26 protein-coding genes and 1 riboswitch are annotated in these 26460 nt (G+C 63.5%); of the genes, 4 read left to right on the top strand and 22 right to left on the bottom strand.

What is annotated here, in order from left to right; genetic code table 11:
• Positions 1 to 115 precede the first annotated feature (115 nt).
• Positions 116 to 226: riboswitch (glycine riboswitch) on the bottom strand.
• A 506-nt stretch (positions 227 to 732) separates the two neighbouring features.
• Entirely contained in the window at positions 733 to 1881 is a 1149-nt protein-coding gene (locus tag AB5Y68_RS17640) for a type III PLP-dependent enzyme (protein ID WP_010673490.1), read from the top strand.
• A 65-nt stretch (positions 1882 to 1946) separates the two neighbouring features.
• Here AB5Y68_RS17640 and AB5Y68_RS17635 read toward each other — a convergent pair whose 3' ends face one another.
• From AB5Y68_RS17635 to yfcD, 3 genes are all read right to left on the bottom strand, one after another.
• Entirely contained in the window at positions 1947 to 2915 is a 969-nt protein-coding gene (locus AB5Y68_RS17635; RefSeq protein ID WP_039039295.1) for a calcium/sodium antiporter, read from the bottom strand.
• Positions 2916 to 3039: 124 nt separating this feature from the next.
• Positions 3040 to 3510: a peroxiredoxin gene (locus AB5Y68_RS17630; RefSeq protein WP_039039294.1), complete on the bottom strand. Its 471-nt coding sequence runs from the start codon at positions 3508 to 3510 to the stop codon at positions 3040 to 3042.
• A gap of 112 nt (positions 3511 to 3622) precedes the next feature.
• Positions 3623 to 4153, bottom strand: coding sequence for an NUDIX hydrolase YfcD (gene yfcD, locus AB5Y68_RS17625; protein ID WP_080769921.1), 531 nt, complete (start codon positions 4151 to 4153; stop codon positions 3623 to 3625).
• A 177-nt stretch (positions 4154 to 4330) separates the two neighbouring features.
• On the opposite strand from yfcD, the gene AB5Y68_RS17620 reads away from it, so the two are divergent.
• Positions 4331 to 4546, top strand: a complete 216-nt coding sequence (locus AB5Y68_RS17620; protein WP_010673486.1) for a DUF1107 family protein — start codon at positions 4331 to 4333, stop codon at positions 4544 to 4546.
• A 95-nt stretch (positions 4547 to 4641) separates the two neighbouring features.
• Here AB5Y68_RS17620 and AB5Y68_RS17615 read toward each other — a convergent pair whose 3' ends face one another.
• The 18 genes from AB5Y68_RS17615 to AB5Y68_RS17530 all read right to left on the bottom strand — a co-directional run bounded on the left by AB5Y68_RS17615 (position 4642) and on the right by AB5Y68_RS17530 (position 22818).
• Positions 4642 to 5385, bottom strand: a complete 744-nt coding sequence (locus AB5Y68_RS17615) for an amino acid ABC transporter ATP-binding protein (RefSeq protein ID WP_010673485.1) — start codon at positions 5383 to 5385, stop codon at positions 4642 to 4644.
• A 13-nt stretch (positions 5386 to 5398) separates the two neighbouring features.
• A complete protein-coding gene (locus AB5Y68_RS17610; RefSeq protein WP_167825427.1) occupies positions 5399 to 6493 on the bottom strand; it encodes an amino acid ABC transporter permease in 1095 nt (364 codons plus the stop codon).
• A gap of 9 nt (positions 6494 to 6502) precedes the next feature.
• The gene (locus AB5Y68_RS17605; protein WP_324038270.1) at positions 6503 to 7690 is read right to left on the bottom strand and encodes an amino acid ABC transporter permease; all 1188 of its coding nucleotides are present in this window, start codon (positions 7688 to 7690) and stop codon (positions 6503 to 6505) included.
• Between the two features lie 62 nt (positions 7691 to 7752).
• The gene (locus AB5Y68_RS17600) at positions 7753 to 8772 is read right to left on the bottom strand and encodes an amino acid ABC transporter substrate-binding protein (protein WP_010673482.1); all 1020 of its coding nucleotides are present in this window, start codon (positions 8770 to 8772) and stop codon (positions 7753 to 7755) included.
• A gap of 460 nt (positions 8773 to 9232) precedes the next feature.
• Entirely contained in the window at positions 9233 to 9544 is a 312-nt protein-coding gene (locus AB5Y68_RS17595; protein ID WP_029313965.1) for a DUF2845 domain-containing protein, read from the bottom strand.
• Complete coding sequence (locus AB5Y68_RS17590; RefSeq protein WP_368207418.1) at positions 9529 to 10542, bottom strand: ABC transporter permease; 1014 nt, start codon at positions 10540 to 10542, stop codon at positions 9529 to 9531. The genes AB5Y68_RS17595 and AB5Y68_RS17590 overlap by 16 nt, the downstream gene beginning before the upstream one ends.
• A gap of 79 nt (positions 10543 to 10621) precedes the next feature.
• Positions 10622 to 11503: an ABC transporter ATP-binding protein gene (locus AB5Y68_RS17585; RefSeq protein ID WP_045523520.1), complete on the bottom strand. Its 882-nt coding sequence runs from the start codon at positions 11501 to 11503 to the stop codon at positions 10622 to 10624.
• 137 nt (positions 11504 to 11640) lie between these two features.
• A complete protein-coding gene (locus AB5Y68_RS17580) occupies positions 11641 to 12252 on the bottom strand; it encodes an FKBP-type peptidyl-prolyl cis-trans isomerase (RefSeq protein ID WP_010673478.1) in 612 nt (203 codons plus the stop codon).
• Positions 12253 to 12443: 191 nt separating this feature from the next.
• On the bottom strand, positions 12444 to 13169 hold the full coding sequence (locus AB5Y68_RS17575; RefSeq protein ID WP_043152365.1) for a copper homeostasis protein CutC: 726 nt from the start codon (positions 13167 to 13169) through the stop codon (positions 12444 to 12446).
• Positions 13170 to 13210: 41 nt separating this feature from the next.
• The gene (locus tag AB5Y68_RS17570) at positions 13211 to 14113 is read right to left on the bottom strand and encodes an ROK family protein (RefSeq protein ID WP_045523530.1); all 903 of its coding nucleotides are present in this window, start codon (positions 14111 to 14113) and stop codon (positions 13211 to 13213) included.
• A gap of 109 nt (positions 14114 to 14222) precedes the next feature.
• A complete protein-coding gene (locus AB5Y68_RS17565; RefSeq protein WP_039039287.1) occupies positions 14223 to 14729 on the bottom strand; it encodes a GNAT family N-acetyltransferase in 507 nt (168 codons plus the stop codon).
• Entirely contained in the window at positions 14717 to 15532 is an 816-nt protein-coding gene (locus AB5Y68_RS17560; protein ID WP_010673474.1) for a M48 family metallopeptidase, read from the bottom strand. The genes AB5Y68_RS17565 and AB5Y68_RS17560 overlap by 13 nt, the downstream gene beginning before the upstream one ends.
• A gap of 152 nt (positions 15533 to 15684) precedes the next feature.
• Entirely contained in the window at positions 15685 to 16659 is a 975-nt protein-coding gene (locus tag AB5Y68_RS17555; RefSeq protein ID WP_039039286.1) for a PstS family phosphate ABC transporter substrate-binding protein, read from the bottom strand.
• A 273-nt stretch (positions 16660 to 16932) separates the two neighbouring features.
• Positions 16933 to 18228 carry a phosphate regulon sensor histidine kinase PhoR gene (gene phoR / locus AB5Y68_RS17550; protein ID WP_010673472.1) on the bottom strand — a complete coding sequence of 432 codons (1296 nt, stop codon included), beginning with the start codon at positions 18226 to 18228 and terminating at the stop codon, positions 16933 to 16935.
• A gap of 72 nt (positions 18229 to 18300) precedes the next feature.
• Positions 18301 to 18990 carry a phosphate regulon transcriptional regulator PhoB gene (phoB, locus tag AB5Y68_RS17545; RefSeq protein ID WP_010673471.1) on the bottom strand — a complete coding sequence of 230 codons (690 nt, stop codon included), beginning with the start codon at positions 18988 to 18990 and terminating at the stop codon, positions 18301 to 18303.
• A 102-nt stretch (positions 18991 to 19092) separates the two neighbouring features.
• Entirely contained in the window at positions 19093 to 19503 is a 411-nt protein-coding gene (locus AB5Y68_RS17540) for a VOC family protein (protein WP_010673470.1), read from the bottom strand.
• Positions 19504 to 19571: 68 nt separating this feature from the next.
• A complete protein-coding gene (locus tag AB5Y68_RS17535) occupies positions 19572 to 20858 on the bottom strand; it encodes a diguanylate cyclase (RefSeq protein WP_039039285.1) in 1287 nt (428 codons plus the stop codon).
• A 283-nt stretch (positions 20859 to 21141) separates the two neighbouring features.
• Positions 21142 to 22818, bottom strand: coding sequence for a sigma-54-dependent Fis family transcriptional regulator (locus AB5Y68_RS17530; RefSeq protein ID WP_039039284.1), 1677 nt, complete (start codon positions 22816 to 22818; stop codon positions 21142 to 21144).
• A 290-nt stretch (positions 22819 to 23108) separates the two neighbouring features.
• Between AB5Y68_RS17530 and AB5Y68_RS17525 the strand changes: the two genes are divergently transcribed.
• The gene (locus AB5Y68_RS17525) at positions 23109 to 24626 is read left to right on the top strand and encodes an aldehyde dehydrogenase family protein (RefSeq protein WP_039039283.1); all 1518 of its coding nucleotides are present in this window, start codon (positions 23109 to 23111) and stop codon (positions 24624 to 24626) included.
• A 51-nt stretch (positions 24627 to 24677) separates the two neighbouring features.
• On the opposite strand, the gene AB5Y68_RS17520 is transcribed toward AB5Y68_RS17525, so the two are convergent.
• Positions 24678 to 25472 carry a helix-turn-helix transcriptional regulator gene (locus AB5Y68_RS17520; RefSeq protein WP_041214713.1) on the bottom strand — a complete coding sequence of 265 codons (795 nt, stop codon included), beginning with the start codon at positions 25470 to 25472 and terminating at the stop codon, positions 24678 to 24680.
• A gap of 96 nt (positions 25473 to 25568) precedes the next feature.
• Here AB5Y68_RS17520 and AB5Y68_RS17515 point away from each other — a divergent pair, with 96 nt between their 5' ends.
• Positions 25569 to 26456 carry a DMT family transporter gene (locus AB5Y68_RS17515; RefSeq protein ID WP_323908122.1) on the top strand — a complete coding sequence of 296 codons (888 nt, stop codon included), beginning with the start codon at positions 25569 to 25571 and terminating at the stop codon, positions 26454 to 26456.
• Positions 26457 to 26460 lie beyond the last annotated feature (4 nt).

Raw genomic sequence — 26460 nt, 5'->3', positions numbered from 1 at the left:
GCGCTGCTCGAAAGCCTCATGTATTTACATACACTCCGGTTCCTGCGCTGCTCTTTACCTTGCTGACGACCTCTCGTGACAGACCGTGAACAGTTTCAAGCTCAGGTACAACCATCCCATCCCCTCTGTCCTTTTGCCTGAGAGTTTCCGGCGCCAGATTGCGATGCAATCACGGTGCCTTGCTCCTTCGGCGCCCGATTCAACGGGTCTCTCCAGAGTATCGTCCAGTAGCAGTCCACACCGGTTGCCCGGTACCTGAAAGATTCACTTCTTCGGTGGATGGTTGCCCATCGCTCTCCTGCTACCTTCATCCGAACTAGTTTGGATCAGGAAGCGGGCATGGTAATCCAAAAAATGTGAGCTGTCTCGCACTCCCTGGCCCCGGCGCCCCCTTTTTACCTGGCCGCAACCCCCGGGTCTGATGTTATTAGTTCGTTAACTATCAACAGCTTATCAAGCTCCCTTAGGGGGTGCTCCCCATCACGGCCCTGATCGCTTCCCGTATCAAGAGCCTGTTTCGTCTCGACCAGAAAAACTTGCCGACATATCCAATCAAAATGCTTGCACACAAACTCAATAAGCCGATAATCCCGCGCATAACTAAGCACTTTGCAAGGGAGTTATGCAATGTGCCTGGTGGGTCCCTCCGGACCGCTCGCCTGAGCCGGCCGTCGCCGGTTCAATCGCATATGGCTTGGGCATATCACGCCCCCTAAGGACTATCAAAAGAGAATGAACGAGACCCTGGTCGCACAAGATTACCGTCAGTTGGTTGAACAATTCGGCTCCCCCCTGCTGCTGCTCGACAAGGCAGCCGTCCGCAAACAGTATCGGGCCCTGGCGGCCGCCCTGCCCGATGTGCGCTTGCATTATGCACTCAAGCCCCTGCCCCACGAGGCGGTGGTCTCTGTCTTGAAGGAAGAGGGGGCCTGTTTCGATCTGGCCACCAATGGCGAAGTGGATCTGGTGCGCAGCCAAGGGGTTCGCCCGGGACGCTGCATCCATACCCATCCCATCAAGCGTGACAGCGACATCCGTTATGCCCTGGAATTCGGCTGCACCGTGTTTGTCTATGACAACCCGCTGGAGCTGGAAAAGTTCCTGCCCTACAAGGATGAAGTGAAACTGCTGCTGCGGGTCAGCTTCCCGAACCCCGAGACCAAGGTCGATCTTTCCAAGAAGTTCGGCTGTACCCCGGAGCAGGCACTGCCGTTGCTGCAACTGGCCCAGGCCAAGGGGATCAAGGTGATGGGGCTGTCGTTCCACGTCGGCTCCCAGGTGCCCCACGCCCGTCGCCACGTGCAGGCCATCGACGCCTGCCGCGAGATCATGGAGCAGGCCTGGGAGCTCGGGCTCAAGCCCTGGGTACTGGACATCGGCGGCGGCTTCCCGGTGGACTATGACGGCGGCGAGTTCGACATCGACGGTTTCTGCGCCCCGATCCGCGAAGCCCTGGCCAAGCTGCCCGCCACGGTGCAGAAGATTGCCGAGCCGGGCCGCTTCATCAGCGCGCCGGCCATGACCTCGGTTTCCAGCGTGATGGGCAAGGCCCACCGCGGCGACAAGATCTGGTACTACCTGGATGACGGTCTCTACGGCAGCTACAACGGCCAGCTCTACGACCACGTTACCTACCCGGTGAGCACGCCCTATGCCCACGGCGAACTGCACAATGCGGTGCTCTCCGGCCCCACCTGCGACAGCGTGGACGTCATCCGCGACAGCATCATGCTGCCGGATCTCGAGATCGGCGAGCTGGTGGTGGGTCGGGTGATGGGGGCCTACACCTGGGCCTCCGCGTCCACCTTCAACTTCTTCCCCAAGGCGAGCATCCTGATCCTGGACAGCGCCCAGAAGCAGAAGCTGGTTGCCGTAGCCTGAGACCAGGCCCCGCGCACAAAAAAGAGGGGACGCCGCGGCGTCCCCTCTTTCATTTCATCACCAGACTAGATGAACTGGCTCGTCAGCAGCCAGCCGGTGTAGGCGACGAAGCAGGCGAGCAGCACGCCCCCCTCCAGCCGGTTGATGCGCCCCTGCCCCTTGCGGCCCAGACACATCACCAGCAGCAACAGGGTCAGCCCCATCATGATGCTCCAGTCGCGGGAAAGCACTTCGGGCGCCACCTCGAGCGGGTGGATGCCAGCGGCGATGCCCACCACGGCCAGGGTGTTGAACAGGTTGGAACCCAGCACGTTGCCAAGGGCCAGATCGTGCTCGTTCTTGCGGATAGCGATGAGGGACGATGCCAGCTCCGGCAGGGAGGTCCCCACCGCAACTATGGTCAGGCCAATCACCAGATCGCTGATGCCAAAGCCCTGGGCGATGGTCACCGCCCCCCACACCAGCAGACGGGAAGCCCCGATCAGCAGCACCAGACCAATGATGAGCCAGAGGATGGCGCTCTTGAGAGACATCCCCTCGGAGACGATGTCCTCCTCGGTATCTGTATCCAGCGCATCCCCCTTGCCGTTCATGCCGGCCCAGATGGACCAGCCCATCAGCACTGCGAACACGGCCCCCAGAATGGCGGCATCCATCCGGCCCAGATTGCCATCGATGAGCAGGGCGCCGGAGAGCAGGGTGATGCCGAGCAGGATGGGGATCTCCTTGCGCACCACCTGGGAGGCGACGGCGATGGGGCTGATCAGGGCGGTCAGACCCAGGATCAGGGCAATATTGGTGATGTTGGAGCCATAGGCATTGCCGAGCGCGAGCCCGGGATTGCCCTGGGAGGCCGCCAGCGCGGAGACCACCATCTCGGGGGCCGAGGTACCAAAACCGATGATCACCATGCCGATCAGCAGCGGCGGCATACCGGCGTAACGGGCGGTGGCGGCGGCGCCGTCCACGAACTTGTCGGCACTCCAGACCAGCAACGCCAGTCCGACAATCAGGGCAACAAAAGCCAGGGTCATATTGTTCTATCTCATCCACGGCAAACACGAGAGCCAGGCAAGTTGCCTGGCTCCATCCAAACGCGGCCTCAGTGTAACGGGGCCGCTTGCTATTTCAAGGTGTAATCAAACACCGATTAATCTTTCACAGCGCCGCCAGCAGGTTCTGGGCATCCGACACCTCGAACTTGCCTGGCGCCTCCACGAAGAGCCGCTCCACCACACCATCGTTGGCGATGAGGGCGAAACGCTGGGCCCGCACGCCGCCGAAGGCCCCGGTCTCCTTGGCCAGACCCAGTGCCCGGGTCCAGCTGCCGTCACCGTCCGCCATCATGGTGATGGCAGAGGCGTTCTGGGCCTCTTGCCACGCCTTCATCACGAAGGCGTCGTTGACCGACAGACAGCACAGTTCCACCCCCTTGGCCCTGAACTGATCGGCCAGGACCACGTAGCCCGGCAGGTGAGCGTTGGAGCAGGTGGGGGTGAAGGCGCCGGGCACCGCAAAGAGCACCACCCGCTTGTCGGCAAACAGGGCCTGGGTATCCTTCACCTGCTTGCCCTCGGCGGTGATAAAGGTAAATTCCCCTGCGGGCAGGGATTGACCGACCGTGATCATGATGACGCATCCTTCTGTGGTTCAAAGAGGCCCAGTCTACCCCATTCCACCAGAAGGCGAAGGGGTCCATCGAGCAGCAACCAAGCGATCGGGGAGCGAACGCCTGTCGCCCCTATTTCTGGCCTGATGGCAGGCGCCTTGCCTGCCAGGTGGCGATGGCGAGCAGGGAGTCAGGCGTGAACTCGCCCGCCCGATCGGCTATCTCGCCCAGGCTCATCCAGTGCACCTCACTCACCTCTTCGGCCTGCAGTTGCAGCGGCCCCTGATAGTGACAGCTGAACAAGCCGCCCCAGACCCGGTAGCGGCTGCCGCTCGCCTCCCCTTCGGCATAAAAGGTGCCGTAATCCTGCAGGGGCACGTCGCGGATCCCCAGCTCCTCGGCCAGCTCACGCCGGGCGGAAAGGGCCATGGCCTCCCCCGTGGTCACCACGCCACCGGCGCAGGCATCCAGCATGCCGGGGCAAAAATCCTTGCTCGGGGTGCGCCGCTGCACCAGGATGCGCTCAGCCTCATCCAGCACCAGGATGTAGCTGGCACGATGACGCAGGTTTTCCTGACGCACCCTGGCACGCTCAGCCACACCGATCACCCTGTCCTGCTCGTCTACTATGTCCACCCACTCCACGTGCGGCACCTTTGTCATGTCTGCAATGGCCGCAGTATATCGGGCCCCGGACCCGGACTCTCACTACTTTTTCAACGCCGGAGCTGCACGCCAGCCGATCACAAGACAGATTCATACAAATCTTTATCAAGTGTCACATCAGTGTCACGGTCCGTCGGCATAGTGTGCCCTGTCCAAACAACAGGGTCTCTTGCCATGAAGGTGTTCAAGCAGTGGTCTCCCCGTCGAATTGCTCGCTATATCAAGAGCTTCCATCATGGAAGTTTCATGGTTGAAGCACTGGGGCGGTTTGAGTTTCAAGGGGGGATCATCGATGTGAAGCCGTTGAGCTGTCATCAGGCGCTGAGCCTGGCCCGGCAGATCAACCTGGCCGTGCGCGATCTGCGCACCACCACCCTGTTGCCGGGCTGACATACTCCTTTCTGTCTGTCGTCGACTTCCATGTACACATTTGCCCGCCGCTCATTCGAGCGTGCGGGCTGTTTTTCTGAAGGTTGTGCCCTGCCTCAGTGCTGCAGGATCTGGGAGAGGAAGAGCTTGGTCCGATCGGACTGGGGGTTGTCAAAGAACTGATCCGGCACGTTCTCTTCGATGATTTGCCCCCGGTCCATGAAGATCACCCTGTCCGCCACCTGCTTGGCAAACCCCATCTCGTGGGTGACGCAGAGCATGGTCATCCCCTCGTGGGCCAGCTCCACCATCACATCCAGCACCTCCCGCACCATCTCGGGATCCAGCGCCGAGGTTGGCTCGTCAAACAGCATGACCTGGGGATTCATGCACAGACTGCGGGCGATGGCGACCCGCTGCTGCTGGCCACCGGAGAGCTGCCCCGGATACTTGAGCGCCTGTTCGGGGATCCGCACCCGGCGCAGGAAGTTCATGGCGATCTCCTCGGCCTCCTTGCGCGGCAACTGCTTGACCCAGATGGGCGCCAGGCAACAGTTCTCCAGCACGGTCAGATGGGGGAAGAGGTTGAAGTGCTGGAACACCATGCCCACCTCCCGGCGCACCGTCTCGATGTTCTTGAGATCCGAGGTCAGGGCCGTGCCCTTGACTAGGATGTCCCCGCTCTGGTGCTCTTCCAGCCGGTTGATGCAGCGGATCATGGTGGACTTGCCAGACCCCGATGGTCCGCAGATGACGATCTTCTCCCCTCTGCCCACCTGCAGGTTGATGTTGCGCAGCACGTGAAACTCACCGTACCACTTGTTGACCTCTTTCAGTTCGACAACTGCGTCCGTTTTCATATCAGAACGACTCCTAATGCTTGTGGCCCGTGTTGAGTTTGCGCTCCAGATAGATGGAGTAGCGGGACATGCCAAAACAGAACATCCAGAAGATCATGGCGATAAAGACATAAGCTTCGGTGGAATACCCCAGCCAGGCCGGATCCGCCAGGGCCACCTTGGAGATGGCCAGCAGATCGAACAGCCCGATGATCAGCACCAGGCTGGTGTCCTTGAACAGGGAAATAAAGGTGTTCACCAGGGAAGGAATGGTGATCTTGAGGGCCTGGGGCATGATGATGAGGCCCATCACCTTCCAGTAGGAGAGCCCCAGGGCATCCCCCGCCTCATATTGCCCCTTGGGGATCGCCTGCAGCCCCCCTCTCACCACCTCGGCCACATAGGCCGCCTGGAACAGGATGATGCCGATGAGCGCCCGCAGCAGCTTGTCGAGCTCCACCTCGGTACTCATGAACAGTGGCAGCATGACGGACGCCATGAAGAGCACAGTAATGAGCGGCACCGCCCGCCAGAACTCGATGTAGACGGTACAGAGGCTGGAGATGACCGGCATGTGGGAGCGGCGCCCCAGTGCCAGCAGGATGCCGAACGGCAGTGCGACCACTATGCCCACCACCGCCAGCACCAGGGTGAGCATCAGCCCGCCCCAGCGGTTCGTTTCCACCACCTCCAGCCCCGCTCCCCCATGGATGAGGAAGAAGGCGATGACAGGGAACACCAGCAGGGTGAAGAGCGCCAGCCACCCCTTGCGCGGGGTCTTTGGCCAGATGAGCAAGGCCAGCAGCGCCGCCAGACCGGCGAAGGTCAGGTTGATGCGCCAGTACTGATCGGCCGGGTAGAAGCCATAGAGATACTGCCCCAGCCGGCTCTCGATGAAGATCCAGCAGGCACCGCCCTGGACGCAAGCCTCGCGACTGCTCCCCTGCCAGGTGGCCGAGAACAGCGCCCAGTCCAGTGCAGACCAGATGATTGGCAGCAACAGATAGGCCAGCACCAAGGTCAGCAGGCCGTTCCACCAGTTGGGGAAGAGGTTCTGCCTGATCCAGGCGAGCGGCCCCCGACGGTGGTTGGGAGGCGGCAGCGCCTCCTGCAATTCATTCACGAACATGACAGCTCCCTAGCGCTCAACCAGCGTCATTCTGCGGTTGTAGATGTTCATCAGCACCGAGGTGGTGATACTGATGACGAGATAGACCCCCATGGTCATGGCGATGACCTCGATGGCCTGCCCTGTCTGGTTGAGAGTCGTCCCCATGAACACCGAGACCAGATCCGGATAGCCGATGGCGGTCGCCAGGGAGGAGTTCTTGGTGAGGTTCAGATACTGGCTGGTCAAGGGAGGAATGATGACCCGCATGGCCTGGGGAATGATCACCAGCCGCAGCGTCTTGGTGGGCGAGAGCCCGAGGGCGGAAGCCGCCTCAGTCTGACCCTTGCTGATGGCCAGGATGCCGGATCGCACTATCTCGGCGATGAAGGCCGCCGTATAGATGGTGAGCGCCAGCAAGAGGGCCGCGAGCTCCGGCAGCACCGTCAGCCCCCCCCGGAAGTTGAACCCTTGCAGCGCAGGCACGCTCCAGCTAAGCGGGCTGCCCGCCAGCAGGAAGGTGATCCCCGGGAGCAGCATGACCAGGGCGGCCACACAGCGCCAGAACGGGAAGATCCTGCCGGTCAGGGCCTGACGGCGGCGAGCCCAGCGGCCCAGCCCCCAGCTCAGCAGCACCGCCAGCACCAGTGCCCAGAGCACGTAGCCGAATCCCTCTTCGAACAGGGGCTTGGGCAGATAGAAGCCCCGCACGTTGAGGAAGGCGAGCCCGCCTATATCCACGCTCTGACGCGGGGAAGGCAGGGTACGCAGCACCGAGAAGTACCAGAAGAAGATCTGCAGCAGCAGCGGGATGTTGCGAAACGTCTCTATGTAGACGGCCGCTATCTTGGCCACCAGCCAGTTGCGCGACAGGCGCGCGACCCCGAGTACGAATCCGAGCAGGGTGGCAAACAGGATGCCGAGCACGGAGACCAGCAGGGTGTTGAGCAGGCCCACCACGAAGGTGCGACCGAAGGTATAGGTCTCGTCGTAGGGGATGAGGCTCTGCAAGATGCCGAAACCGGCCGTGTTGCCCAGAAAATCAAAGCCTGTGGTGATGCCACGGGTGGCCAGATTGGTCAGGGCATTGTTGACGATGTAGAACAGAAACCCGATAACCGCCGCGATGGCCAGGCACTGGAAGAGCAGCGCCCGCACCTTGGCGTCATACCACCAGCGGCCCTGTTCTTTCCTATGGTTTGATGCGTGTAACGCCATGAGGATGACTCCGACAAAGCCAGGGAAAACATGGGGGGCCAGGCCCCCCGGTGACTGTCGACTCAGCGGATGGGTGGCGCGTACATCAGACCGCCCTTGTTCCAGAGGGCATTGATGCCGCGATCAATCTTGAGGGGGGAGCCGGCACCGACGTTGCGATCGAAGGATTCACCGTAGTTGCCGACCTGTTTGACGATGTTGTAGGCCCATTTGTCATCCAGCCCCAGCACAGTCCCTTTGGGCTCTTCCAGCCCCAGCAGGCGACGGATGTCAGGGTTGGTGGACTTGAGCATCTCGTCCACGTTGGCAGAGGTGACTCCGGCCTCCTCGGCATTGAGCATGGCGTTGAGGCTCCAGCGCACCACCTTGAACCACTGATCGTCACCCTGACGCACAGCTGGGCCCAGCGGCTCCTTGGAGATGACCTCCGGCAGCACCACGGCTTCCTCTGGCTTGGTGAGCTTGATCTTGAGGGCATAGAGCTGGGACTGATCCGAGGTCAGCACGTCACAGCGGCCAGCTTCGAAGCCCTTGACGGTCTGATCCGAGGTATCGAACACCACTGGGGTGTACTTCATGCCGCCATTGGCGCGGAAATAGTCGGCCAGGTTGAGCTCGGTAGTGGTACCGGACTGGATACAGACGGCGGCACCGTCAAGCTCCTTGGCGCTCTTGACCCCGAGGGACTGCTTGACCAGGAACCCCTGCCCGTCGTAGTAGTTCACCCCGGCGAACGTGAGGCCCAGCGACCCATCCCGGGTCAGGGTCCAGGTGGTGTTGCGCGAGAGCAGATCCACCTCCCCGGACTGCAGGGCGGTAAAGCGCTCCTTGGCGGTGAGGGAGACATACTTGACCTTGCTGGCATCCCCCAGCACGGCGGCGGCCACGGCGCGGCACACGTCCACGTCGAGCCCGGTCCAGGTTCCCTTGGCATCCGGGTTGGAGAACCCGGGCAGGCCGTCACCGACCCCGCACTGCACGAATCCCTTCTTCTTGACGGCATCCAGCGTACCGTCCGCCCACGCATTGGCTGCCATCAGCGACAGCGCCATCACCATACCTGCCTTGTGTATCTGCTTCATGTCACTCTTCCCTGTGGTTTGATTCGAACAGGCATCAAAATCTAGCGAGATGCCATCGTTTCCCTGCTTTTTGGCAGCTTATCCAGCCGCAGAAAAACCTGTCAATCGGTGCAATCCGGCCCAACCATGGTGCAACAGAACAAAATATCTAAACGGGGGAATATGCACTCTCAGAATCAAAAGTAGACCCTTATTTGCCAAATAGCCTGCTGCTTAAAACCCTTCTTGGCATGAGGATTATTTTTCGAAAATAAATCGGCCGCACCGCATTGGGGCAGCCATTTCTGCTGACAACTGACTCATCAGATTCGGTTTTATACCAAAAGCACCAGAGTGAGGCAGCATGACCCCATATGGAAAAATGGCAATAACAGGCAGGGAAAAGCAAATAAACAGGAGCTAAAAGGCAGGGAAATGGCGACCTCATCTCCCGCAGGCTGGGCTTCATAAGACCAGGAGGTCATCCTCCCCGTGGACCATCCGCAATGTCGGTGATGACGCCGTTTTCTACGGTGACAAACTGCATGAATTCCCGCTTGCCGAAGTTGTAGGTCCAGCGCTCGGCATACTTGACCGTCACTCTCGCCCCGAAGCCGTTCTCCTCGAAGCGGGTGAGATCTTCCTTGAGCATCGGCTGGCCGCAGCGAACCAGCAGCTCTGCCGTGGTGTCTCCCTCGGTCAGCAAGGCGTTCTTGCAACGCAGGGTACCTGCCTGCACAGGCAAGGCCGCCACCAGCAACAACCACAGAACAGGTTTCATTTTGCACTCCATTTGAACAGCATGGCGCCCAGCGAGATGCACACCAGGGCGAACACCATGACCTGACCCAGAGGGCCTGCCACCTCCTGCCATCCCGCCCCTTCCAGCATCACGGCGCGGGCTGCTTCGATGATCTGGCTGAGGGGCAGCCTGGCCGCAAGCTGCTGCAGCCAGGCGGGCGCGCCTTCCAGCGAGAACCAGACACCGGATAAAAACATCATGGGCAAGCTGATGAGATTGAGCAAACCGCTCGCCAGCTCCTCGTTCTGCAGGCGAGCGGCGATGAGCAGGCCAAGGGAGGCCATGGCCGTTCCTCCCGCCAGAGCGATCACCAGCAGCAGCCACCCCGACCCGATGAGGGGCACATCCAGCAGCCAGTAGGCCGCGCAGAAGACCAGCAGGCTCACCACCAGGGTGATCAGCACCCGTGACAGCAACTGGGCGAAGAGAAACTCCAGCGCGCCGAGCGGCGTGGCTCGCAGCCGTTTCAGCACCCCGTTCTTGCGATAACACACGATGACAAACCCGACCCCGAACAGGCCGGAGAACATCAGGTTCATGCCGATCACCCCGGGCAGCAGCCAGTCGCCGTAGCGGATGGCGCGCCCGCTCAGGGACTCTCTTTGCAAGGGCTCCTGCACCGCCTGGCGCAGCAGATACTCGGCCATGGCCCCCTGAGGGGCGTCCGGGTTTATCCAGTAACGCCCCCCGGCGGGTGAGAGCAGCAGGTCCAGCTGATGGTGACGGACCTTGAGCTGGCCTCTCGACGCCTCGTCATAGGGGATGATCTTGAGCAGCGGCACGGCGCGCAGCGGGGCATAGGTTGCGGGCAGTTCCCCCACCACCCCGATCTGCACCAGCGGTTTGGGCGGGCCGGAGAAGATGAGGGAGAAGCCGATGACCAGCAGGAGCGGGAAAAGCAGGTTCCACACCAGGGCCGCGCGATCGCGTACGAACTCGAGGGTGCGGGCATAGAAGAGCGCCCCGATGCGCTTGAGGGATCCCTTCATCGTCCACTCCCGGGATTACATGTCGGCAAGGCGTACCACAGCCCGGAGGCCACGGTCAGACAGAACTCGGTCATCCCTCTCATGCGCCGCTCCGCAGGCTGTGGCCGGTCAGGTTCAGGAAGAGATCTTCCAGATTGGGGGAGCGCACCTGCATGCCGGTGAGCGGCACACCAAGATCCAGCAAGGCTGGCAACAGGGTCGCCACGTCGGGGCAACAGAGCTCCACCTGATCGCCGACCGGACGCAGGGGATAACCGAGCCCAGCCAGGGCCGGGTGACCCCCAAGACGCACCAGTACGCCGTCGAAGTGTTGAGCCAGCAGGGCAGCCGGCGTATCCAGACTGAGCAGGTGGCCGTGATCGACGATGGCAATCAGATCGCACAGCTGCTGCGCTTCGTCCATATAGTGGGTGGTGAGCACCACCGTCTTGCCCTGGGCCTTGATCGCCTCTATTCGCTGCCAGAAGTGGTGGCGCGCCTGGGGATCCAGTCCTGTAGTGGGCTCATCCAGAAACAGCAGTTCGGGATCCCCGAGCAGGGCCAGGGCCAGCAGCAGGCGCTGACGCTGGCCCCCCGAGAGCTTGCGACTGTCCCTGTCGATGAACTCGCCCAAGGCGCACAGATCGATGAGCAGCTCCCGTGGCAAGGGATTGGGGTAGAGGCTGGCGAACAGACGCAGGGTATCGCGCACCGTCAGGAAATCCTGTAGCGCCGTGTGCTGGAACTGGATGCCGATGCGGGAGCGATAATCCGGGCCGCGCGGGGCGCCGTGAAACAGGATCCGGCCGCTGTCCGGGGTGAGGATCCCCTCCAGCAGCTCGATGGTCGTGGTCTTGCCCGCCCCGTTAGGGCCGAGCAGGCCGAAACAACTGCCGGCGGGAATGGCAAAGCTGAGCCCGTCCACCGCCTTGACGCCGGGGAAGTGCTTGACGAGATCGACGACCTCGATGATGGCTGCCATGGCGTGTCTCCCTCACATGGCCGGAATGGACGACGCTCTGACTATATCCAAATCCCCGCCGAAGGCACATGGCCCGTTTGGGCGGCCCAAAAACAAACGGCGACCCCAGGGTCGCCGTTTGCATCACACCAGCCGGATCACAGGATGTCCAGCAGCTCCACTTCGAATACCAGAGCGGAGTACGGCGGGATGGAGCCGGCGCCACGGGCACCGTAGGCCAGATCCTGCGGAATGTAGAGCTTCCACTTGGAGCCAACCGGCATCATCTGCAGCGCTTCCACCCAACCGGCGATCACGCCGGTCACCGGGAACTCGGCCGGTTGGCCGCGCGCAACGGAGCTGTCGAACACGCCACCGTGGGTGAAGGTACCGTGGTAGTGCACGCGCACGGACTGACCGGCAACCGGCACGGCGCCATTGCCTTCGACCATGACTTCATATTGCAGACCGGAGTCGGTGGTCTTCACTTCGGCGCGCTTGGCGTTGTCGGCCAGGAAGGCTTCGCCTTCGGCGGCAGCGGCCTTGGCGGCTGCTTCCTGCTCTTCCTGCATGCGGGCGGTGATGACCTGGAAGGCATCGTTGATATCGTCACGGCTGACCGCGAACTCCAGGCCGTTCAGGGCATCTGCCAGACCTTGTTGCAGGGCCGGGATATCCAGACCGGCGAAGGCTTGCTGAGCCAGTTGGTCGCCCATGTTGCGGCCGATGCCGTAGCTGGCCTTCTGTTCGATAGAGTCGTATTGGGACATTGAGAGGTTGCTCCGGGTCCTGATGGTAAAAGAGACGGGATGATAACAGACTTTTTTGCACCGTGCTGCCAAGACGCCCCTCAATTGACCGCCGGTGGGAGACGCCTCACATCGGCCCCCTCATCCCCGCCCCTTCTCCCGCAAGGGGAGAAGGGAGCAAAACAGAGCACCATGCCGCCGCACGGCCTGTATCAGGCCCTGTCCAGCAACGCCCGCACCGCCGCCACCTTGGCGCCGTCGGTGATGTTGACCCGGCCATCGTCAGAGGTGCCCATGTTCACACCATGGGGCACCATGCCGCCGCGCCAGCCCATGCCGGACATGTGCACTTCATTGACGCCGGTGAATTCGATGATGGTGCGCACGTTGTCGGCGTTGACCCCGGCCCCCGGCATCAGGCTGGCCCGTCCCGCCAGCGCCTGGTGCATGGCCTGCAGGGTTTCGAGCCCCGCCAGCGCGGTCGGCGCATGGCCGGAGCTCAGAATGCGCTCGCAACCCGCTGCGACGATCGTCTCGAGATCCAGCCGCCAGTCGGAGGAGAGATCGATGGCCCGGTGGAAGGTGACGCCGAGCGGCCCCGCCGCCTCGACCAGTTGCCGGAGCTTGCCTTCGGGTACCCGTCCATCTTCATCCAGCAGACCGACCACCACCCCTTGCAGGCCGGCGGCACGAGCGGCCGCGATATCCAAGAGCATCATCTCGAACTCGCCGTCGTTGAAGCAAAAATCTCCGGCGCGTGGACGGATCATGGCGTACACCGGCACAGTGGCGTGGCGGGCAGCCAGCTGCATAAAGCCATAGGAGGGAGTGAGGCCACCCAGCCCCAGCGCAGAGCAGAGCTCGATGCGATCGGCGCCGGCCGCCTGGGCGGTGAACAGGGATTCGAGGTTGTCGATACAGATTTCAAGACGGGTCATGATGACTCCTTGTTCGGGGAGATCAGACCCTCTGTCCGATCTCACAGATTGAGCAGGGCTGCACCGCGCACACCGCCGGCTCCACCGAAGCGGGCCTCGCGGATCGCCGGCAGGGCGACACCGGGCAGCAGGTGGCCGGGCAGACGTTTGGGCAACTCCTCATAGAGGGCTGGCAGGGCGCTCAGGCCGCCCCCCAGCACCACCACATCGGGATCAATCACCGAGATGGCGGTGGCGAGGCCAGCGGCGATGATCTCGAGCCAGCAGTCGATGGTCGAGAGGGCCGCCGCCTCACGGGCATCGGCACGGGCGACGATCTGGTGGCCGCTCACCCGTTCCCCATGAACATGGTGGTATAGCCGCTCCAGGCCCGTACCCGACGCATAGGTTTCGAAACAGACCAGGCGCCCGCAGCCACAGCGAGGACGGGGCAAATCCGGGTATTTCATCAGGATGGTGGCGGGCAGCGGGTAGTGACCTATCTCCCCCGCCAGCCAGTTGCGCCCCTGGATGAGCTTGCCCGCCAGATAGACGGCGCCGCCGATGCCGGTACCTATGGTGACGCCGAGGGCGCTGCCAGCACCGTCTGCGGCCCCCTGATGCACTTCCGACCAGAGGAAACAGTTGGCGTCATTGTCGACCTTGACCGGTCGGCCCAGCAGCTCGGCCAGATCCGCCCCCAGATGGCGGCCATGGATGGCGGGCAGGTTGGCCGCCACTATGCTCCCGTCGAGGCGATTGAGGATCCCCGGAAACCCGATGCCGACGGCCCCTTTCACCCCGAAGCGCGCATCCGCCGCCTCGACCCGCTCGCGGATCAGCTGCTGCAACCCTTCGTAATCATTGCCGGGAGTGCTCATGCGCTCCTCGTGACAGAGATTCAAGGCGCCGTCATACACAGCGAACGCTATCTTGGTGCCGCCAATGTCAAATCCGTAGTACATGCCACACTCCCTTGCGGTGGACCCGGCCACCTCAGTCTGTCCAGATGGGGCACATTGTATTAATTCGCAAAAAAAATAAAGTGACCGAGGGCGAAAAACGGGAGCCAGCTCAAAGCAAACGGAACATTTGTCGCTGTTGGCAAGGTTGTCCGAGGCTCATCAGGGTGCGCTCCTGACCGTCGAACATGAAGCCGCGGCGCAGGTAGAATCCCTCGCCGATGTGATTGCCATCCAGCAGCCAGAGCCTGACGCACTCGCAACCGGCCCGGCGCATCTGCACCGCCACCGCCTGCCACAGCCGTTTGCCATGACCCTGACGCCAGTGATCGGGATGAAGGTAGAGCGCCCGGATCCGCGCCGTCATCAAGCCTTCCTCCAAAGAGGGCTGCCAGTAGAGCAGGCCGATGACCACGTCGTCCTGGCAGACCAGCATGGGAACGGGGCCGGGCTCGGCGAGCCGGTGTCGCCAGATCTGCAGGTGGTCGGTCACCGCCAGCTGGGCCAGCATGTCGGCCCCCAGCACCTCCCCGTAGGCTGCCAGCCAGCTCGCCCGCTGCATCACCGTCATGGCGGCGGCATCGGCGGGACGCGCCAGGCGCAGGCTTACGCCTTGCACTGGGGAACCAGCCCTGATGCTTTCGCCTGCTGGTACAGGGGCTGCACTTCGGCCTGCTGGGCCTGCAGGTTGGCGATCCGGCTCTGGTCGCTGGGGTGGGTGGAGAGCAGCTGGGGCGGTGCCTTGCCACCGGAGGCGGCGCTCATGTTCTGCCACAGGGTGACGGCTTCGGCCGGGTTGAACCCGGCGCGGGCCATCAGCTCGAGGCCGAGCCGGTCCGCCTCGCTCTCCTGGGTTCTGCCATAAGGCAGGGCTATCCCCACCTGGACCCCGAGGCCCAGGGCGGCCATGGTGGCAGCGCCCCCGAGGCTGTCGCTGCTGCCGATGGCGGCGTCAGCCACCGCCAGCCCGATACCGGTCAGCTGATCCCGGGAGAGACGCTCGTTGGAGTGCTGGGCCAGCACGTGGGTCAGCTCGTGACCGATGACGGTGGCGAGCTGGTCCTGATTCTTGGCGACTTTCAGCAGGCCGCTGTACACGCCTATCTTGCCGCCGGGCAGGGCGAAGGCGTTGATCTCCTTGGAGTCGAACACCACCACCTCCCAGCTGGTGATGCCATAGCTGGCAGGCACCTGGGCGGTCACCGCCTTGGCCACGCAGCCCACATAGGCATTCATCCTGGCATCCGTGCTCACCTTCTCCTGCTGCTTCATCTGGGTGAAGGAATCGGCCCCCAGCTGGTTCATCTGCTGGGGGGAGAAAAGCAGCATCTGGTTGCGACCGGTCGGTGACTGGGCGCAGCCGGCCAGCAGGGCGCTGCACAAGGCCGTCAGGGCCAGTCTGGAGAGGGAAGATGCGCGCATGAGAGGGTCCTTTGCCGTGAAGTTGCCCTATTCTCGGAAATGCCGCCGCCCGGCGCAAGCCGGGCGCTGCGCCCTGCGACCAAAAAGATCCTGGGGCGCACCAATGAAAACGAGCCCGCATGGGGCTCGTTTTTCTGCAAGGGCTCGTTCTGTTACATGATGCCCAGCTTCTTCAGGTCGGCCTGAACCACCTTGGCCGGGACCGGCACATAGCCGTCCTTGGCAACGATGGTCTGGCCCGCCTTGGAGAGCATCATCTTCACAAACTCCTGCTCCATCGGGGAGAGCGGCTTGTTCGGATGCTTGTTCACGTAGACGTACAGGAAGCGCGACAGCGGGTACTTGCCGGTGATGGCGTTGTCGGAGCTCGCCTCGATGAAGGTCTTGCCATCCTTGGAGAGCGGAACGGCGCGCACGCCGGAGGTGACGTAGCCGATACCGGAGTAGCCGATGCCGTTCAGGGAGGAGGAGACGGACTGTACCACGGAGGCGGAGCCCGGCTGCTCGTTCACGCCGCTCTTGAAGTCACCGTTGCACAGGGCGTGTTCCTTGAAGTAACCGTAGGTACCGGACACGGAGTTGCGACCGAACAGTTGCAGATCCTTGCCGGACCAGCTGCCGTCCAGACCCAGATCAGACCACTTGGTGGCCGCCTTGGCTTCGCCGCACTTGAGGGTGCTGGAGAAGATGGCGTCGATCTGCGACATGGTCAGCCCCTTGATGGGGTTGTCCTTGTTGACGAACACGGCCAGGGCATCGACGGCGACGCGGATGGCGGTCGGCTTGTAGCCGTAGCGCTTCTCGAATGCCTCCTCTTCACCGGCCTTCATGGCGCGGCTCATGGGGCCAAACTGGGCGACGCCCTCGGTCAGGGCAGTCGGTGCGGTGGAAGAACCGGCGGCCTGGATCTGCACGTTGACGTTGGGATACATGCGCTTAAATTCTTCGGCCCACAGGGTCATCATGTTGGCCAGGGTGTCCGAGCCGACAGAGGACAGGTTGCCCGAGATGCCGCTGGTCGGTGTGTATTCCGGCAGGTCTTTATCCACACCGGCAGCCAGAGCGCTGACAGAAAACAGGGTTGCTGCGGTGAATCCGATGACACCAGCCAGTTTGTTGAGTTTCATCCAATCTCTCCAAGTCCAAGGTTGCAGAAGGCAATCGTCAGGTTGACGTCTAAACGTGGTTGACACCCGATCGCAATGATCCGTGGGCCAGCACCACTCCTTCTCCAGTGTTACAGAAGGTCCGTTCTTTAAGACGGCGCCAGTATCTGGCCTGGCAGTGACAAATTTATGGAATTTATATGACACTTTGATGACATGGGCCGGGAATGGCCCGGATGAAAAAAGGGCTGCGATGCAGCCCTTCTCTCGTTGCTAACACATTGACACAAAATATTATTTCACCAGCACCATGCGGGCGGGAATGAGAAAGCTGAAGCGGCTGCCCGCACCGACCCGGCTCTCGATATCGAGATGGGCATCGTGATGACTCAGGGCGTGCTTGACGATGGCAAGGCCGAGCCCGGACCCTCCGGTGTGGCGCGAGCGGGCCTTGTCGACCCGATAAAACCGCTCGGTGAGCCGCGCCAGATGCTCGGGGGGGATCCCCTCCCCCTCATCCTGCACCGCAAACAGCGCCATGCTCCCCTGCTTGCGCCACTCCACGGTGATCTTGCGCCCCGCCGGGGTGTAGTGGATGGCGTTGTAGACCAGGTTGGAGACGGCGCTGCGCAGTTGATCCTGATCCCCGCGCACCAGCAGATTGGGCTGAACCATGAAGACGATCTCGTGGGCCCGCTCGCCGGAGAGCGCCCGCGCCTCCTGCTCCAGCAGCCCCAGCATGGCGGGCATGTCCACCAGATGGGAGAGATCCACGGTGGGCGCCGCCTCGATGCGCGACAGGGTGAGCAGCTGGTTAACCAGATTGTCCATGCGGATCGTCTGCTCCATCATCACCTTGTGCGCCTTGGCCCACATGGCGGGGGGCGGCGGCTCTTCGGTCATCTCCAGATACCCCTTGAGCACGGTGAGGGGGGTGCGCAACTCGTGGGAGACGTTGGAGACGAAGTGCTTGCGGGTCTTCTCCAGGCTGCGCAGCCGGGTCACGTCCCGCACCACCAGCATGGCCTGATCCTCGGCATAGGGCATGATGCGAAATTCGAGGAACTTCTCCTCGTTGATGGGGGAGTGCATCTCGAACGGCTCGTCATACTGCCCCTTGCCCAGATAGGCGACGAAGGCGGGGTGACGGATCAGGTTGCCGATGTGCTGGCCGGCATCCTCGGGCCAGCGAAAGCCGAGCAGTTGCTCCGCCAGCCGGTTGCACCAGAGGATGCTGCCGTCGGTACGAAACACCACGGCCGCATCGGGCAGCGCCTCCGCCCCTTCCCGAAAGCGGCGGATGAGGCCCGCCAGCTCCCGGCGCCGGGCCCGGTGACGCTGCTGCAACTTGTAGATGCCGTTGAAGATGTGCTCCCAACTGCCGCTGCCGTGGGGCGGCACCAGGCTGCGATCGTGCCACAGCCAGTCCGACAGCCGCTTCTGGAAGCGGTAGTGCCAGACCAGGTGCACCACAGTGGCCACCAGCAGGCAGAGAACGAGATGATCGATTAACCAACCTACCAAGACGAAGGGGCTGTAGAAGAACGCCATTCGCCACAACTGTCGCCGCCAGGCGTAAGGTTGCAACATTAAGATCTCCTAGAGACAGCAAAGAGCCGGGTCCAATGCCCGCCGGCAGGCGCTGGCGGCACTGGCCCTGACCTAGAGACGGGTCGAGAAGCGGTAGCCGGCCCCGCGCACCGTCTGGATCAATCTGTCGTGCCCCGTCTCTTCGATGGCCTTGCGCAGGCGGCGAATGTGTACGTCTACCGTCCTGTCCTCGACATACACGTTGGTACCCCAGACGTTGTTGAGCAACTGCTCGCGGCTGTAGACCCGCTCGGGGTGGGTCATGAAGAAGTGCAGCAGCTTGAATTCGGTCGGCCCCATGTCGAGGGCCTTCTCCTCGGCACTGACCCGGTGGGAAACGGGATCCAGCTTGAGCCCCTGCACCTCGATCACCTCGTCCACCGAGGTGGGAGAGACACGGCGCATCACGGCGTGCAGGCGGGCGGTGAGCTCCTTGGGGGAGAAGGGCTTGGTGATGTAGTCGTCGGCACCGGCCTCGAGCCCGCGCACCTTGTCCTCTTCCTCGCCCCGGGCGGTCAGCATCACCACCGGGATCTGGCGAGTCATCTCATCCTGCTTGAGCTGCTTGAGGAACTGGATACCGCTGCCGCCTGGCATCATCCAGTCCAGCACGATGAGTTCGGGGTAGGGTTCGCGCACCTTTGCCAGTCCATCGGCGTAATCTTCTGCTTCTACTGTTTCATATCCCTTCTGCTCAAGCACGAAGCAGAGCATTTCGCGGATCGGTGCCTCGTCCTCGACCACCAGAATTCGCTTAGCCATATCCCTTCTCTCTCCTCTGTGAAGATGGGTGCGCCAATTATTAGAACTTTCTGTGACACTTTTATGACTTTATGACGGGCGGGATGATAAACGTTTTCAGATTCAGTTGGCAGCAGCGAGTTGCAGCAGGTCCCAGCGATTGCCACTGATGTCCTCGAACACCACCACGGTGCCGTAGGGTTCGAGGCGCGGCTGTTCACAAAAATGAACGCCATAGGCCTGCATCCGCTCGTAATCGCCCCAGAAGTCGTCGGTCTCGAGGAACAGGAAGACCCGACCGCCCCCCTGGCGACCGATGGCGGCGCGCTGCTCCTCGTTGGCCGCGCGGGCCAGCAGCAGGGCGGAGCCGGGAGCCCCCTTGGGAGCGACCCGCACCCAGCGTTTGCCCGGTTTGCCCGGCTCGTCGAGGGGGGTGTCTTCCAGTAGCTCGAAGCCCATTCCCCGGGTGAAGAAGGCGATGGCCTCGTCGTAATCCGCCACCAGCAGCGTCAGGGCGCCAATGTGTTGTGCCATGGCATCTCTCCTCGGATAAATGATGGGGCGCATGATAGCCCCGCCCGGCCATGGGCTCCAGCGCCGGATCAGTCGGGCGCCACCTCCACCCGGTTGCGACCATTCTGCTTGGCCTGATAGAGCGCCTCGTCGGCCCGCTTGAGCGCCTGCTCCAGGCTATCCTTGCGCCGCTCGGCCACCCCGAAGGAGGCGGTGATCCCGAGCCCCAGCGGCCAGTGCCTGTACCCCTCCAGCGCCCCTCTCAGCCGCTCCGCCAGGGCGGCGGCCCGTCCCTCGTCGTAATGGAGGCAGACCAGCACGAACTCCTCCCCGCCCCAGCGCACCAGTCGGCACAGGCTGTCGCAATGGCGCAGCAGCTCGCTCACCATGTGCTTGAGCACCTCGTCCCCCACCGGGTGGCCGTGACCGTCGTTGACCCCCTTGAAGTGATCGATGTCGATATAGATGAAGGAGAGCGGCATCTCGCCGAGCTCCCCGAGCAGCTTTTCGCCGCCGAGCCGATTGAGGGCCCCGGTCAGGGGATCGTAACGGGCCTCCTCCTCGGTACGCCGGTTCTGCTCGCACAGGCTCGCACTCAGGGCTTCAGCCGCGAGGCGCGCCTCCCTGGCCTTGCGCAGCCGATCCCCGAACATCAGGTTCTGGACCAGGAAGAGCAGCACGCCGTAGACAAGCCACCCCAGCAGCAGATAGCGATAGAAGTCCCCCGGCTTGCACCAGCGGCCATAGAACTCCAGCCGCTCGAGCCGCAACCGGTACTCCCCCGGCAGCATCTTGTCATCGGAGGCGATCTCGATGGCATAGACATGGTGCAGATCCGGCCCCTGCTGGACCAGCGGAATGTCGTACTGCTGCACCCACCAGGAGCTGGGGGCAAAGACGTTCAGGGGTACATCCTGCTCACGGCCAAAATCCCTGGCGGTGAAGAGCACTTCGTTGAACTTGTGGGAACTCTCGTCTTCCCGCGTCGAGTAGACGGGATCGTAGTTGCGCAGATAAAGGCGCCAGGCCTGTACCCCCTGCCCTTCTACATCCAGCCTCACCCGCACCCCGGTGAAGCCGGAGAGATCCAGCCCCTGCTCGGGGTCGGTCAGGGTCAGAACCAGCTCGCAGAAAGGATAGGCATATTGGCTTCGCAGGGTGCACTGGATGGCGGGTCTGTCGCCCCCCTGACTCAGGGTGGCGACGGAGGAGCCCTTGTGGGCCCTGTCATCCTGGGCACGCACGGACAAACCGGCCTGGCTCAGGATGTCGAGCCGCCGCTCGGGTCCGAATTCGAATAACACCATGGCCAGCAGGCTCGCCGCCAGCAGGCACCAGAACAACAGCGTCGTCATGCGGGGATAGGAAGGGATCATCGGTATCACACCTGAAAAAGGGCTTTTACCCTACACCTTGAAGCGCCGGACCGCGCTGATCCAGATCCAAGGTTATTACACGCGCCGCACCGGGCGCAGACGAGTGCCGACTAGCCGGCACGGGCCCCATGGGGCGCAAGCGGCATCGGCCAGCAGCCGGAAGAGAGGCGGGGGGCCTCGTCGGTCGTAAGATGGATCATTGCGCACTCCCTGCGATGGAAACATAACGAAAAAACGTCCTTGCCACCGCAGTCTACACAAGCGCTGGACGGCGCGACACCCATTACCCCTCCTCCCGCAGCGCCCGATAGAGGGTGGTGCGACTGATGCCAAGACGGCGCGCCGCCTCGCTTACGTTGCCGCCGCACTCTGCCAGGGTCTGCTGCACCCGCTGCCGGCTCTGCTCGCGCAGGGTATTCCCTCCCAAAGGTGAGCTCGCTCCCCCCGCCACGGCGGGCAGATGCAGATGGGCAGGTTCAATCCAGCCCTGCCCCTCTGCCAGTACACAGGCCACCTCCAGCGCCTGTTTGAGCTGGCGCACGTTGCCGGGCAGTGGGTGGGCCAGCAACCGCTGCTCCGCCTCCCGGCTCAGTTGCAGTGCCGGGTCCATCTGGGCGAGCAGGTTCAGGATCAGCCCCTGACGCTCGGGCACCGACCAGGCCCGCAGGGGGGCCAGTTGCTGGCGCCAGCCACAGATGCGGTAGTAGAGATCTTCGCGAAAGGTGCCGGCCGCCACCATGGCCGCCAGATCCCGATGACTGGCGCTGACCAGCCAGAAATCCACCGCCTCGGGTCTGTGGCTGCCCACCGGGGTGACGACGCGCTCCTGCAACACCCGCAGCAGCCGGGTCTGGGCCTGGAGCGGCAGCTCGCCAATTTCATCCAGCATCAGGATGCCGCCGTGGGCGGCGCGCAGATAGCCCTGGCTGCCCTGGCTGCGGGCACCGCTGAAGGCCCCCCCCACGTAGCCGAACAGCTCGGCCTCCACCAGCTCCGCCGGCAGGGCGCCGCAGTTGACGCACACCAGAGGCCGCTCCCGACGGCTCGATCTGGCGTGCAGGGTGCGCACCAGGTGCTCCTTGCCGCTGCCGGTCTCCCCCTCGATGAGCAATGAGATGCCCCGCTCCAGCATCTTGAGCGGCACCTGCTGCGCCTGCGATCCCCCCTCCTCAACCGCGCTCGGCAGGGGGAGCCTGGCGGCGCGCTCCCCCGCCTCCGGCACCAGCCGCAGGCCGCGGCGCTCGCGCAGCAACTGCTGACCGTCGAAGGGGTGCTGGCCGAGCCAGAGCCGACCGGCCCGGTTGGCCCCGAGCAGCTCGCCCCCCTCCCCCAGCAGCAGGCGGGCAGACCAGAGGCTCTGGGGATCGAGATCCACCAGCCAGCCCGGCTGGCGGGCCAGCAGGGCGTTTTCCAGGGTCATGGCCAGGAGACGCACGGTGCCCAGCATGTCGCCGCCGTGGTGGGCCGCATCGGTGGAGATGTCGAGCACGCCGAGCAGTTGCCCGTCCGGCCCGAGCAGGGGACAGGCGCTGCAACTGAGAAAGCTGTGCTGGGCGAAGAAGTGCTGCGCCCCCAGCACCTGCACCTCGCTCTGCTCGGCCAGCGCGGTGCCGATGGCGTTGGTGCCCTTGCTCGCCTCCCCCCAGCGGGCGCCGCTGCGCAAAAAAATGCGATCCGCATGGCGGGCAAACCGGTCGTCTCCGCTCACCGCAAGGATGGCCCCCTCGCCGTCACACAGCAGCAGACGACAGGGTCTGCCCGCCAGCAACTGGCCAAAGAGCGGCAGCACGAAGCGCTGGAAGCAGGCGATGAGCGTCCTGTGCTGCTCCTGGCGAGCCGACAGCTCCCCCTGGGGCAGCAAGTCCAGCTCGGCGCTCTGCTGGCGGCTCAGCCCCTGATGCAGGCAGCGCTCCCAGGAGCGCTGGATTGGGCTGGCACCGGATTGAGGCAACTCGCTCATCACACCTCCTTCTACACACTCGCGAATAGGGCCGCCTTGGGGAAGCGCCTTCATCACGTCTCCTGTTCACAAACGGCACAGTGTCACACCCGATGTTCCGAAACGGCACAGTTCGGGGGCCGTCCAGGGGGGCACTGGTTAACCAAGATACCCCTTGGCACCCCGTTTGATAACGTTTTTGCAACCTTTTTGTGTAGAGCGCCGCCCGCTGGCACGCCCCTTGCGATGACAGGAAGCAACCGGACTGCCCGCCAGGCCGGTCAGGACCACACACACATAAGGATGATGAGATGATTTATACCGCTCCCGGTCAGGCAGGTGCCCTGGTCAGCTTCAAATCCCGTTATGACAACTTCATCGGTGGCGACTGGGTGGCGCCGCGCGCCGGCCGCTATTTCGAGAACATCTCGCCGGTGGATGGCCGGGTGTTCTGCGAGGTGGCCCGCTCCGACGCCGCCGACATCGAGCTCGCCCTGGACGCGGCCCACAAGGCGTTCGCCAGCTGGAGCAAGACCAGCGTCACCGAGCGCAGCAATCTGCTGCTGCGCATCGCCGATCGCATCGAACAGAACATTGAGCGGCTTGCCGTCGCCGAGACCTGGGAGAACGGCAAGGCGGTGCGCGAGACCCTGGCCGCCGACCTGCCCCTGGTGGTGGATCACTTCCGCTACTTCGCCGGCTGCATCCGCGCCCAGGAGGGCTCCGCCGCCGAGCTGGACCAGAACACCGTCAGCTACCACTTCAAGGAGCCCATCGGCGTGGTCGGCCAGATCATCCCGTGGAACTTCCCCCTGCTGATGGCCGCCTGGAAGCTGGCCCCGGTACTGGCGGCCGGCTGCTGCAGCGTGCTCAAGCCCGCCGAGCAGACCCCGGTCACCATCATGCTGATGATGGATCTCATCAAGGACATCCTGCCCCCCGGCGTGGTCAACGTGGTCAACGGCTTCGGCGCCGAGGCGGGCCAGGCGCTCGCCACCAGCAACCGGATCCAGAAGCTGGCGTTTACCGGCTCCACCGAGGTGGGCGCCCATATCCTGCGCTGCGCCGCCGACAAGCTGATCCCCTCCACCGTGGAGCTCGGTGGCAAGTCCCCCAACATCTACTTCGCCGACGTGATGCAGCATGAGAGCAGCTACATCGACAAGGCGGTGGAAGGGATGCTGATGACCTTCTTCAACCAGGGCGAGGTGTGTACCTGCCCATCCCGCGCCCTGGTGCAGGCCAGCATCTATGACGACTTCATGGACCGGGTGCTGGCCCGCGCCCGCACCATAGTGCAGGGCAACCCCCTCGACACCACGACCCAGGTGGGGGCCCAGGCGTCCCGCGAGCAGTTCGACAAGATCCTGAGCTACATGGAGATCGGCCGCGGCGAAGGGGCAAAAATGCTGCTGGGCGGCGGCCCGGCCAAGGTGAGCGGGCTGGAGGGGGGCTTCTACATCCAGCCCACCATCTTCTCGGGCCAGAACAAGATGCGGGTGTTCCAGGAGGAGATCTTCGGGCCGGCCCTCGGGGTCACCACCTTCAAGGACGAGGCGGATGCCCTGGCCATTGCCAACGACACCCAGTACGGGCTGGGGGCGGGCCTGTGGACCCGGGACAGCAATCTGGCCTGGCGCATGGGGCGCGGCATCCAGGCCGGCCGGGTCTGGGTCAACTGCTACCACGCCTACCCGGCCCACGCGGCCTTTGGCGGCTACAAGAAGTCGGGGATCGGTCGCGAGACCCACAAGATGATGCTGGACCACTACCAGAACACCAAGAACCTGCTGGTGAGCCACGACATCAACCCCCTCGGCTTCTTCTAAGCCCATCCCCTGATCCACAAGGGCGCCTGCGGGCGCCCTTTTTCATGCGGTTCAGGCCACGGGTTGGCCCAGTTGCTGGCGATAGCGCTGGGGGGCGCAGCCCTGTTCCCGCTGGAACATGGCGATGAAAGCCGAGGTGGAGGCGTAACCGAGGCGCCAGGCGATCTCCTGCACCGGCATCTCGCCCCGCAGCCAGTCCAGCGCCTTCACCAGCCGCAGCCGGGTGCGCCACTGGCCGAGGCTCATGCCAAGCTCCTTCTGGCAGCGCCGCGCCAGGGTGCGCTCCGTGGTGTGCAGCACCCTGGCCCACTCCACCAGCGTGCGGTTGTCCTCCGGCGCTGCCTGCAATGCCGCCAGCAAGGGGGCCAGCAGGCGATCCCGGCTCTGGGGCAGGTAGCTCGGCTGGCAACGGGTGCGGGCCAGCTTCTCGATGAAGAGCTCACCCTGACGGGCATCCCACTCATCCTCCATGTGGCCGACCCGGCGCTGGGTGAAATCCTCCAGCAGGGCTCGAAGCAAGGGGGTGAGCGCCAGCAGCTGGGGTTCCCGTGGCAGGCGCGGCGCCAGGGCGTGGCTCACGTAGATGGAGGTGTAATCCAGGGTCTGCTCGTTGAAGGCGGTGTGGGGCAGGTCCGCCGGCACCCAGATGAGGTAGTCCGGAGGCGCCACCAGCCGCTCTCCCCCCACCTCCACCACCATGACCCCCAGGCTGATGAGGCTGAGCTGACCCCAGGGGTGGGCGTGCTCGGCGCAGGCGTTGCCCCCCTGGATCTGGCTGTAGCGAAAGTAGAGGGGGTTGGGGTCGGCCAGCAGGCGATCCTGCTCGGCCAGGGTGAGGGTGCCCATGCAGATTGTCCCAAAGCGGTTATGACATGTCTTATTTACGCTACTTACCTCGTTCAAGACAAGGCTAGACTCTCCCCATCGTACCAAGGAGTGCCTATGCCTTTTCTCTTCCCCCTGCTCGCCATCCTGATCTGGGCCGCCAATACCGTGGTCTCCAAGGCCGCCGCCGGCGTGCTGGATCCCGCCGCCATCTCCTTCTATCGCTGGGTGATCGCCGCCCTCGCGCTCTCCCCCTTCTGCCTGCCGCAGCTCTGGCACCGCCGGGCCGACATCCGCCCCTGGCTCGGCAAGCTGCTGGTGCTCTCCCTGCTCGGCATGGTGCTCTACCAGTGCCTCGCCTACTACGCCGCCCACAGCACCTCGGCCACCAACATGGGGGTCATCGGCTCCCTGCTGCCCCTGCTCACCCTGCTCATCGGGGCCTGCTGCTTTGGCCAGAAGCCGGGCAAGCAGGCGCTGCTCGGCATGAGCCTCTCCCTGTTCGGGGTGCTCTGGCTGCTGGGTCAGGGCAACCCCCTGGCACTGCTGCACAGCGGCATCAACCCCGGCGACGGCATGATGCTGCTGGGGGCGGCCAGCTATGCCCTCTATGGCCTCTTGATCCGCCGCTGGCAACTGCCGTTCGGCCCCTGGCTCAACCTCTACCTGCAGATCCTGCTGGCGGTGCTGCTGCTCATCCCGGTGGCCCTCTCTGCCGACTCCCTGGCCATTCCCGCCCAGGGCTGGAGCATGGTGCTGTTCGCCGGCCTCGCCTCCTCCATCTTCGCCGCCTACTGCTGGATGCGCGGCCTCGCCACCCTGGGGGCGGAGCGCACCTCGGTCTTCATGAACCTGATGCCCCTGTGCACGGCCCTCATCGCCGTCATCACCCTGGGGGAGCCCATCCACGGCTATCACCTGCTGGGGGGCGGCCTCATCCTGACCGGGGTCATGCTCTCCCAGCTCAAGCCGAGGGTACGCCGTCCTCTGCCGGAAGGGGCATAAGCCA

This window comes from Aeromonas sp. R6-1 (assembly GCF_040908165.1).
Taxonomy (GTDB): domain Bacteria; phylum Pseudomonadota; class Gammaproteobacteria; order Enterobacterales; family Aeromonadaceae; genus Aeromonas; species Aeromonas caviae.
This window is presented reverse-complemented; position numbering and strand designations above follow the sequence as displayed.

Bases quoted from the DNA above. Each gene is read 5' to 3' on its own strand.
- AB5Y68_RS17640 (WP_010673490.1), top strand. From the start codon at position 733: ATGAACGAGACCCTGGTCGCACAAGATTACCGTCAGTTGGTTGAACAA.
- AB5Y68_RS17635 (WP_039039295.1), bottom strand. From the start codon at position 2,915: ATGACCCTGGCTTTTGTTGCCCTGATTGTCGGACTGGCGTTGCTGGTC.
- AB5Y68_RS17630 (WP_039039294.1), bottom strand. From the start codon at position 3,510: ATGATCACGGTCGGTCAATCCCTGCCCGCAGGGGAATTTACCTTTATC.
- yfcD (WP_080769921.1), bottom strand. From the start codon at position 4,153: ATGACAAAGGTGCCGCACGTGGAGTGGGTGGACATAGTAGACGAGCAG.
- AB5Y68_RS17620 (WP_010673486.1), top strand. From the start codon at position 4,331: ATGAAGGTGTTCAAGCAGTGGTCTCCCCGTCGAATTGCTCGCTATATC.
- AB5Y68_RS17615 (WP_010673485.1), bottom strand. From the start codon at position 5,385: ATGAAAACGGACGCAGTTGTCGAACTGAAAGAGGTCAACAAGTGGTAC.
- AB5Y68_RS17610 (WP_167825427.1), bottom strand. From the start codon at position 6,493: ATGTTCGTGAATGAATTGCAGGAGGCGCTGCCGCCTCCCAACCACCGT.
- AB5Y68_RS17605 (WP_324038270.1), bottom strand. From the start codon at position 7,690: ATGGCGTTACACGCATCAAACCATAGGAAAGAACAGGGCCGCTGGTGG.
- AB5Y68_RS17600 (WP_010673482.1), bottom strand. From the start codon at position 8,772: ATGAAGCAGATACACAAGGCAGGTATGGTGATGGCGCTGTCGCTGATG.
- AB5Y68_RS17595 (WP_029313965.1), bottom strand. From the start codon at position 9,544: ATGGAGTGCAAAATGAAACCTGTTCTGTGGTTGTTGCTGGTGGCGGCC.
- AB5Y68_RS17590 (WP_368207418.1), bottom strand. From the start codon at position 10,542: ATGAAGGGATCCCTCAAGCGCATCGGGGCGCTCTTCTATGCCCGCACC.
- AB5Y68_RS17585 (WP_045523520.1), bottom strand. From the start codon at position 11,503: ATGGCAGCCATCATCGAGGTCGTCGATCTCGTCAAGCACTTCCCCGGC.
- AB5Y68_RS17580 (WP_010673478.1), bottom strand. From the start codon at position 12,252: ATGTCCCAATACGACTCTATCGAACAGAAGGCCAGCTACGGCATCGGC.
- AB5Y68_RS17575 (WP_043152365.1), bottom strand. From the start codon at position 13,169: ATGACCCGTCTTGAAATCTGTATCGACAACCTCGAATCCCTGTTCACC.
- AB5Y68_RS17570 (WP_045523530.1), bottom strand. From the start codon at position 14,113: ATGTACTACGGATTTGACATTGGCGGCACCAAGATAGCGTTCGCTGTG.
- AB5Y68_RS17560 (WP_010673474.1), bottom strand. From the start codon at position 15,532: ATGCGCGCATCTTCCCTCTCCAGACTGGCCCTGACGGCCTTGTGCAGC.
- AB5Y68_RS17555 (WP_039039286.1), bottom strand. From the start codon at position 16,659: ATGAAACTCAACAAACTGGCTGGTGTCATCGGATTCACCGCAGCAACC.
- phoR (WP_010673472.1), bottom strand. From the start codon at position 18,228: ATGTTGCAACCTTACGCCTGGCGGCGACAGTTGTGGCGAATGGCGTTC.
- phoB (WP_010673471.1), bottom strand. From the start codon at position 18,990: ATGGCTAAGCGAATTCTGGTGGTCGAGGACGAGGCACCGATCCGCGAA.
- AB5Y68_RS17540 (WP_010673470.1), bottom strand. From the start codon at position 19,503: ATGGCACAACACATTGGCGCCCTGACGCTGCTGGTGGCGGATTACGAC.
- AB5Y68_RS17535 (WP_039039285.1), bottom strand. From the start codon at position 20,858: ATGATCCCTTCCTATCCCCGCATGACGACGCTGTTGTTCTGGTGCCTG.
- AB5Y68_RS17530 (WP_039039284.1), bottom strand. From the start codon at position 22,818: ATGAGCGAGTTGCCTCAATCCGGTGCCAGCCCAATCCAGCGCTCCTGG.
- AB5Y68_RS17525 (WP_039039283.1), top strand. From the start codon at position 23,109: ATGATTTATACCGCTCCCGGTCAGGCAGGTGCCCTGGTCAGCTTCAAA.
- AB5Y68_RS17520 (WP_041214713.1), bottom strand. From the start codon at position 25,472: ATGGGCACCCTCACCCTGGCCGAGCAGGATCGCCTGCTGGCCGACCCC.
- AB5Y68_RS17515 (WP_323908122.1), top strand. From the start codon at position 25,569: ATGCCTTTTCTCTTCCCCCTGCTCGCCATCCTGATCTGGGCCGCCAAT.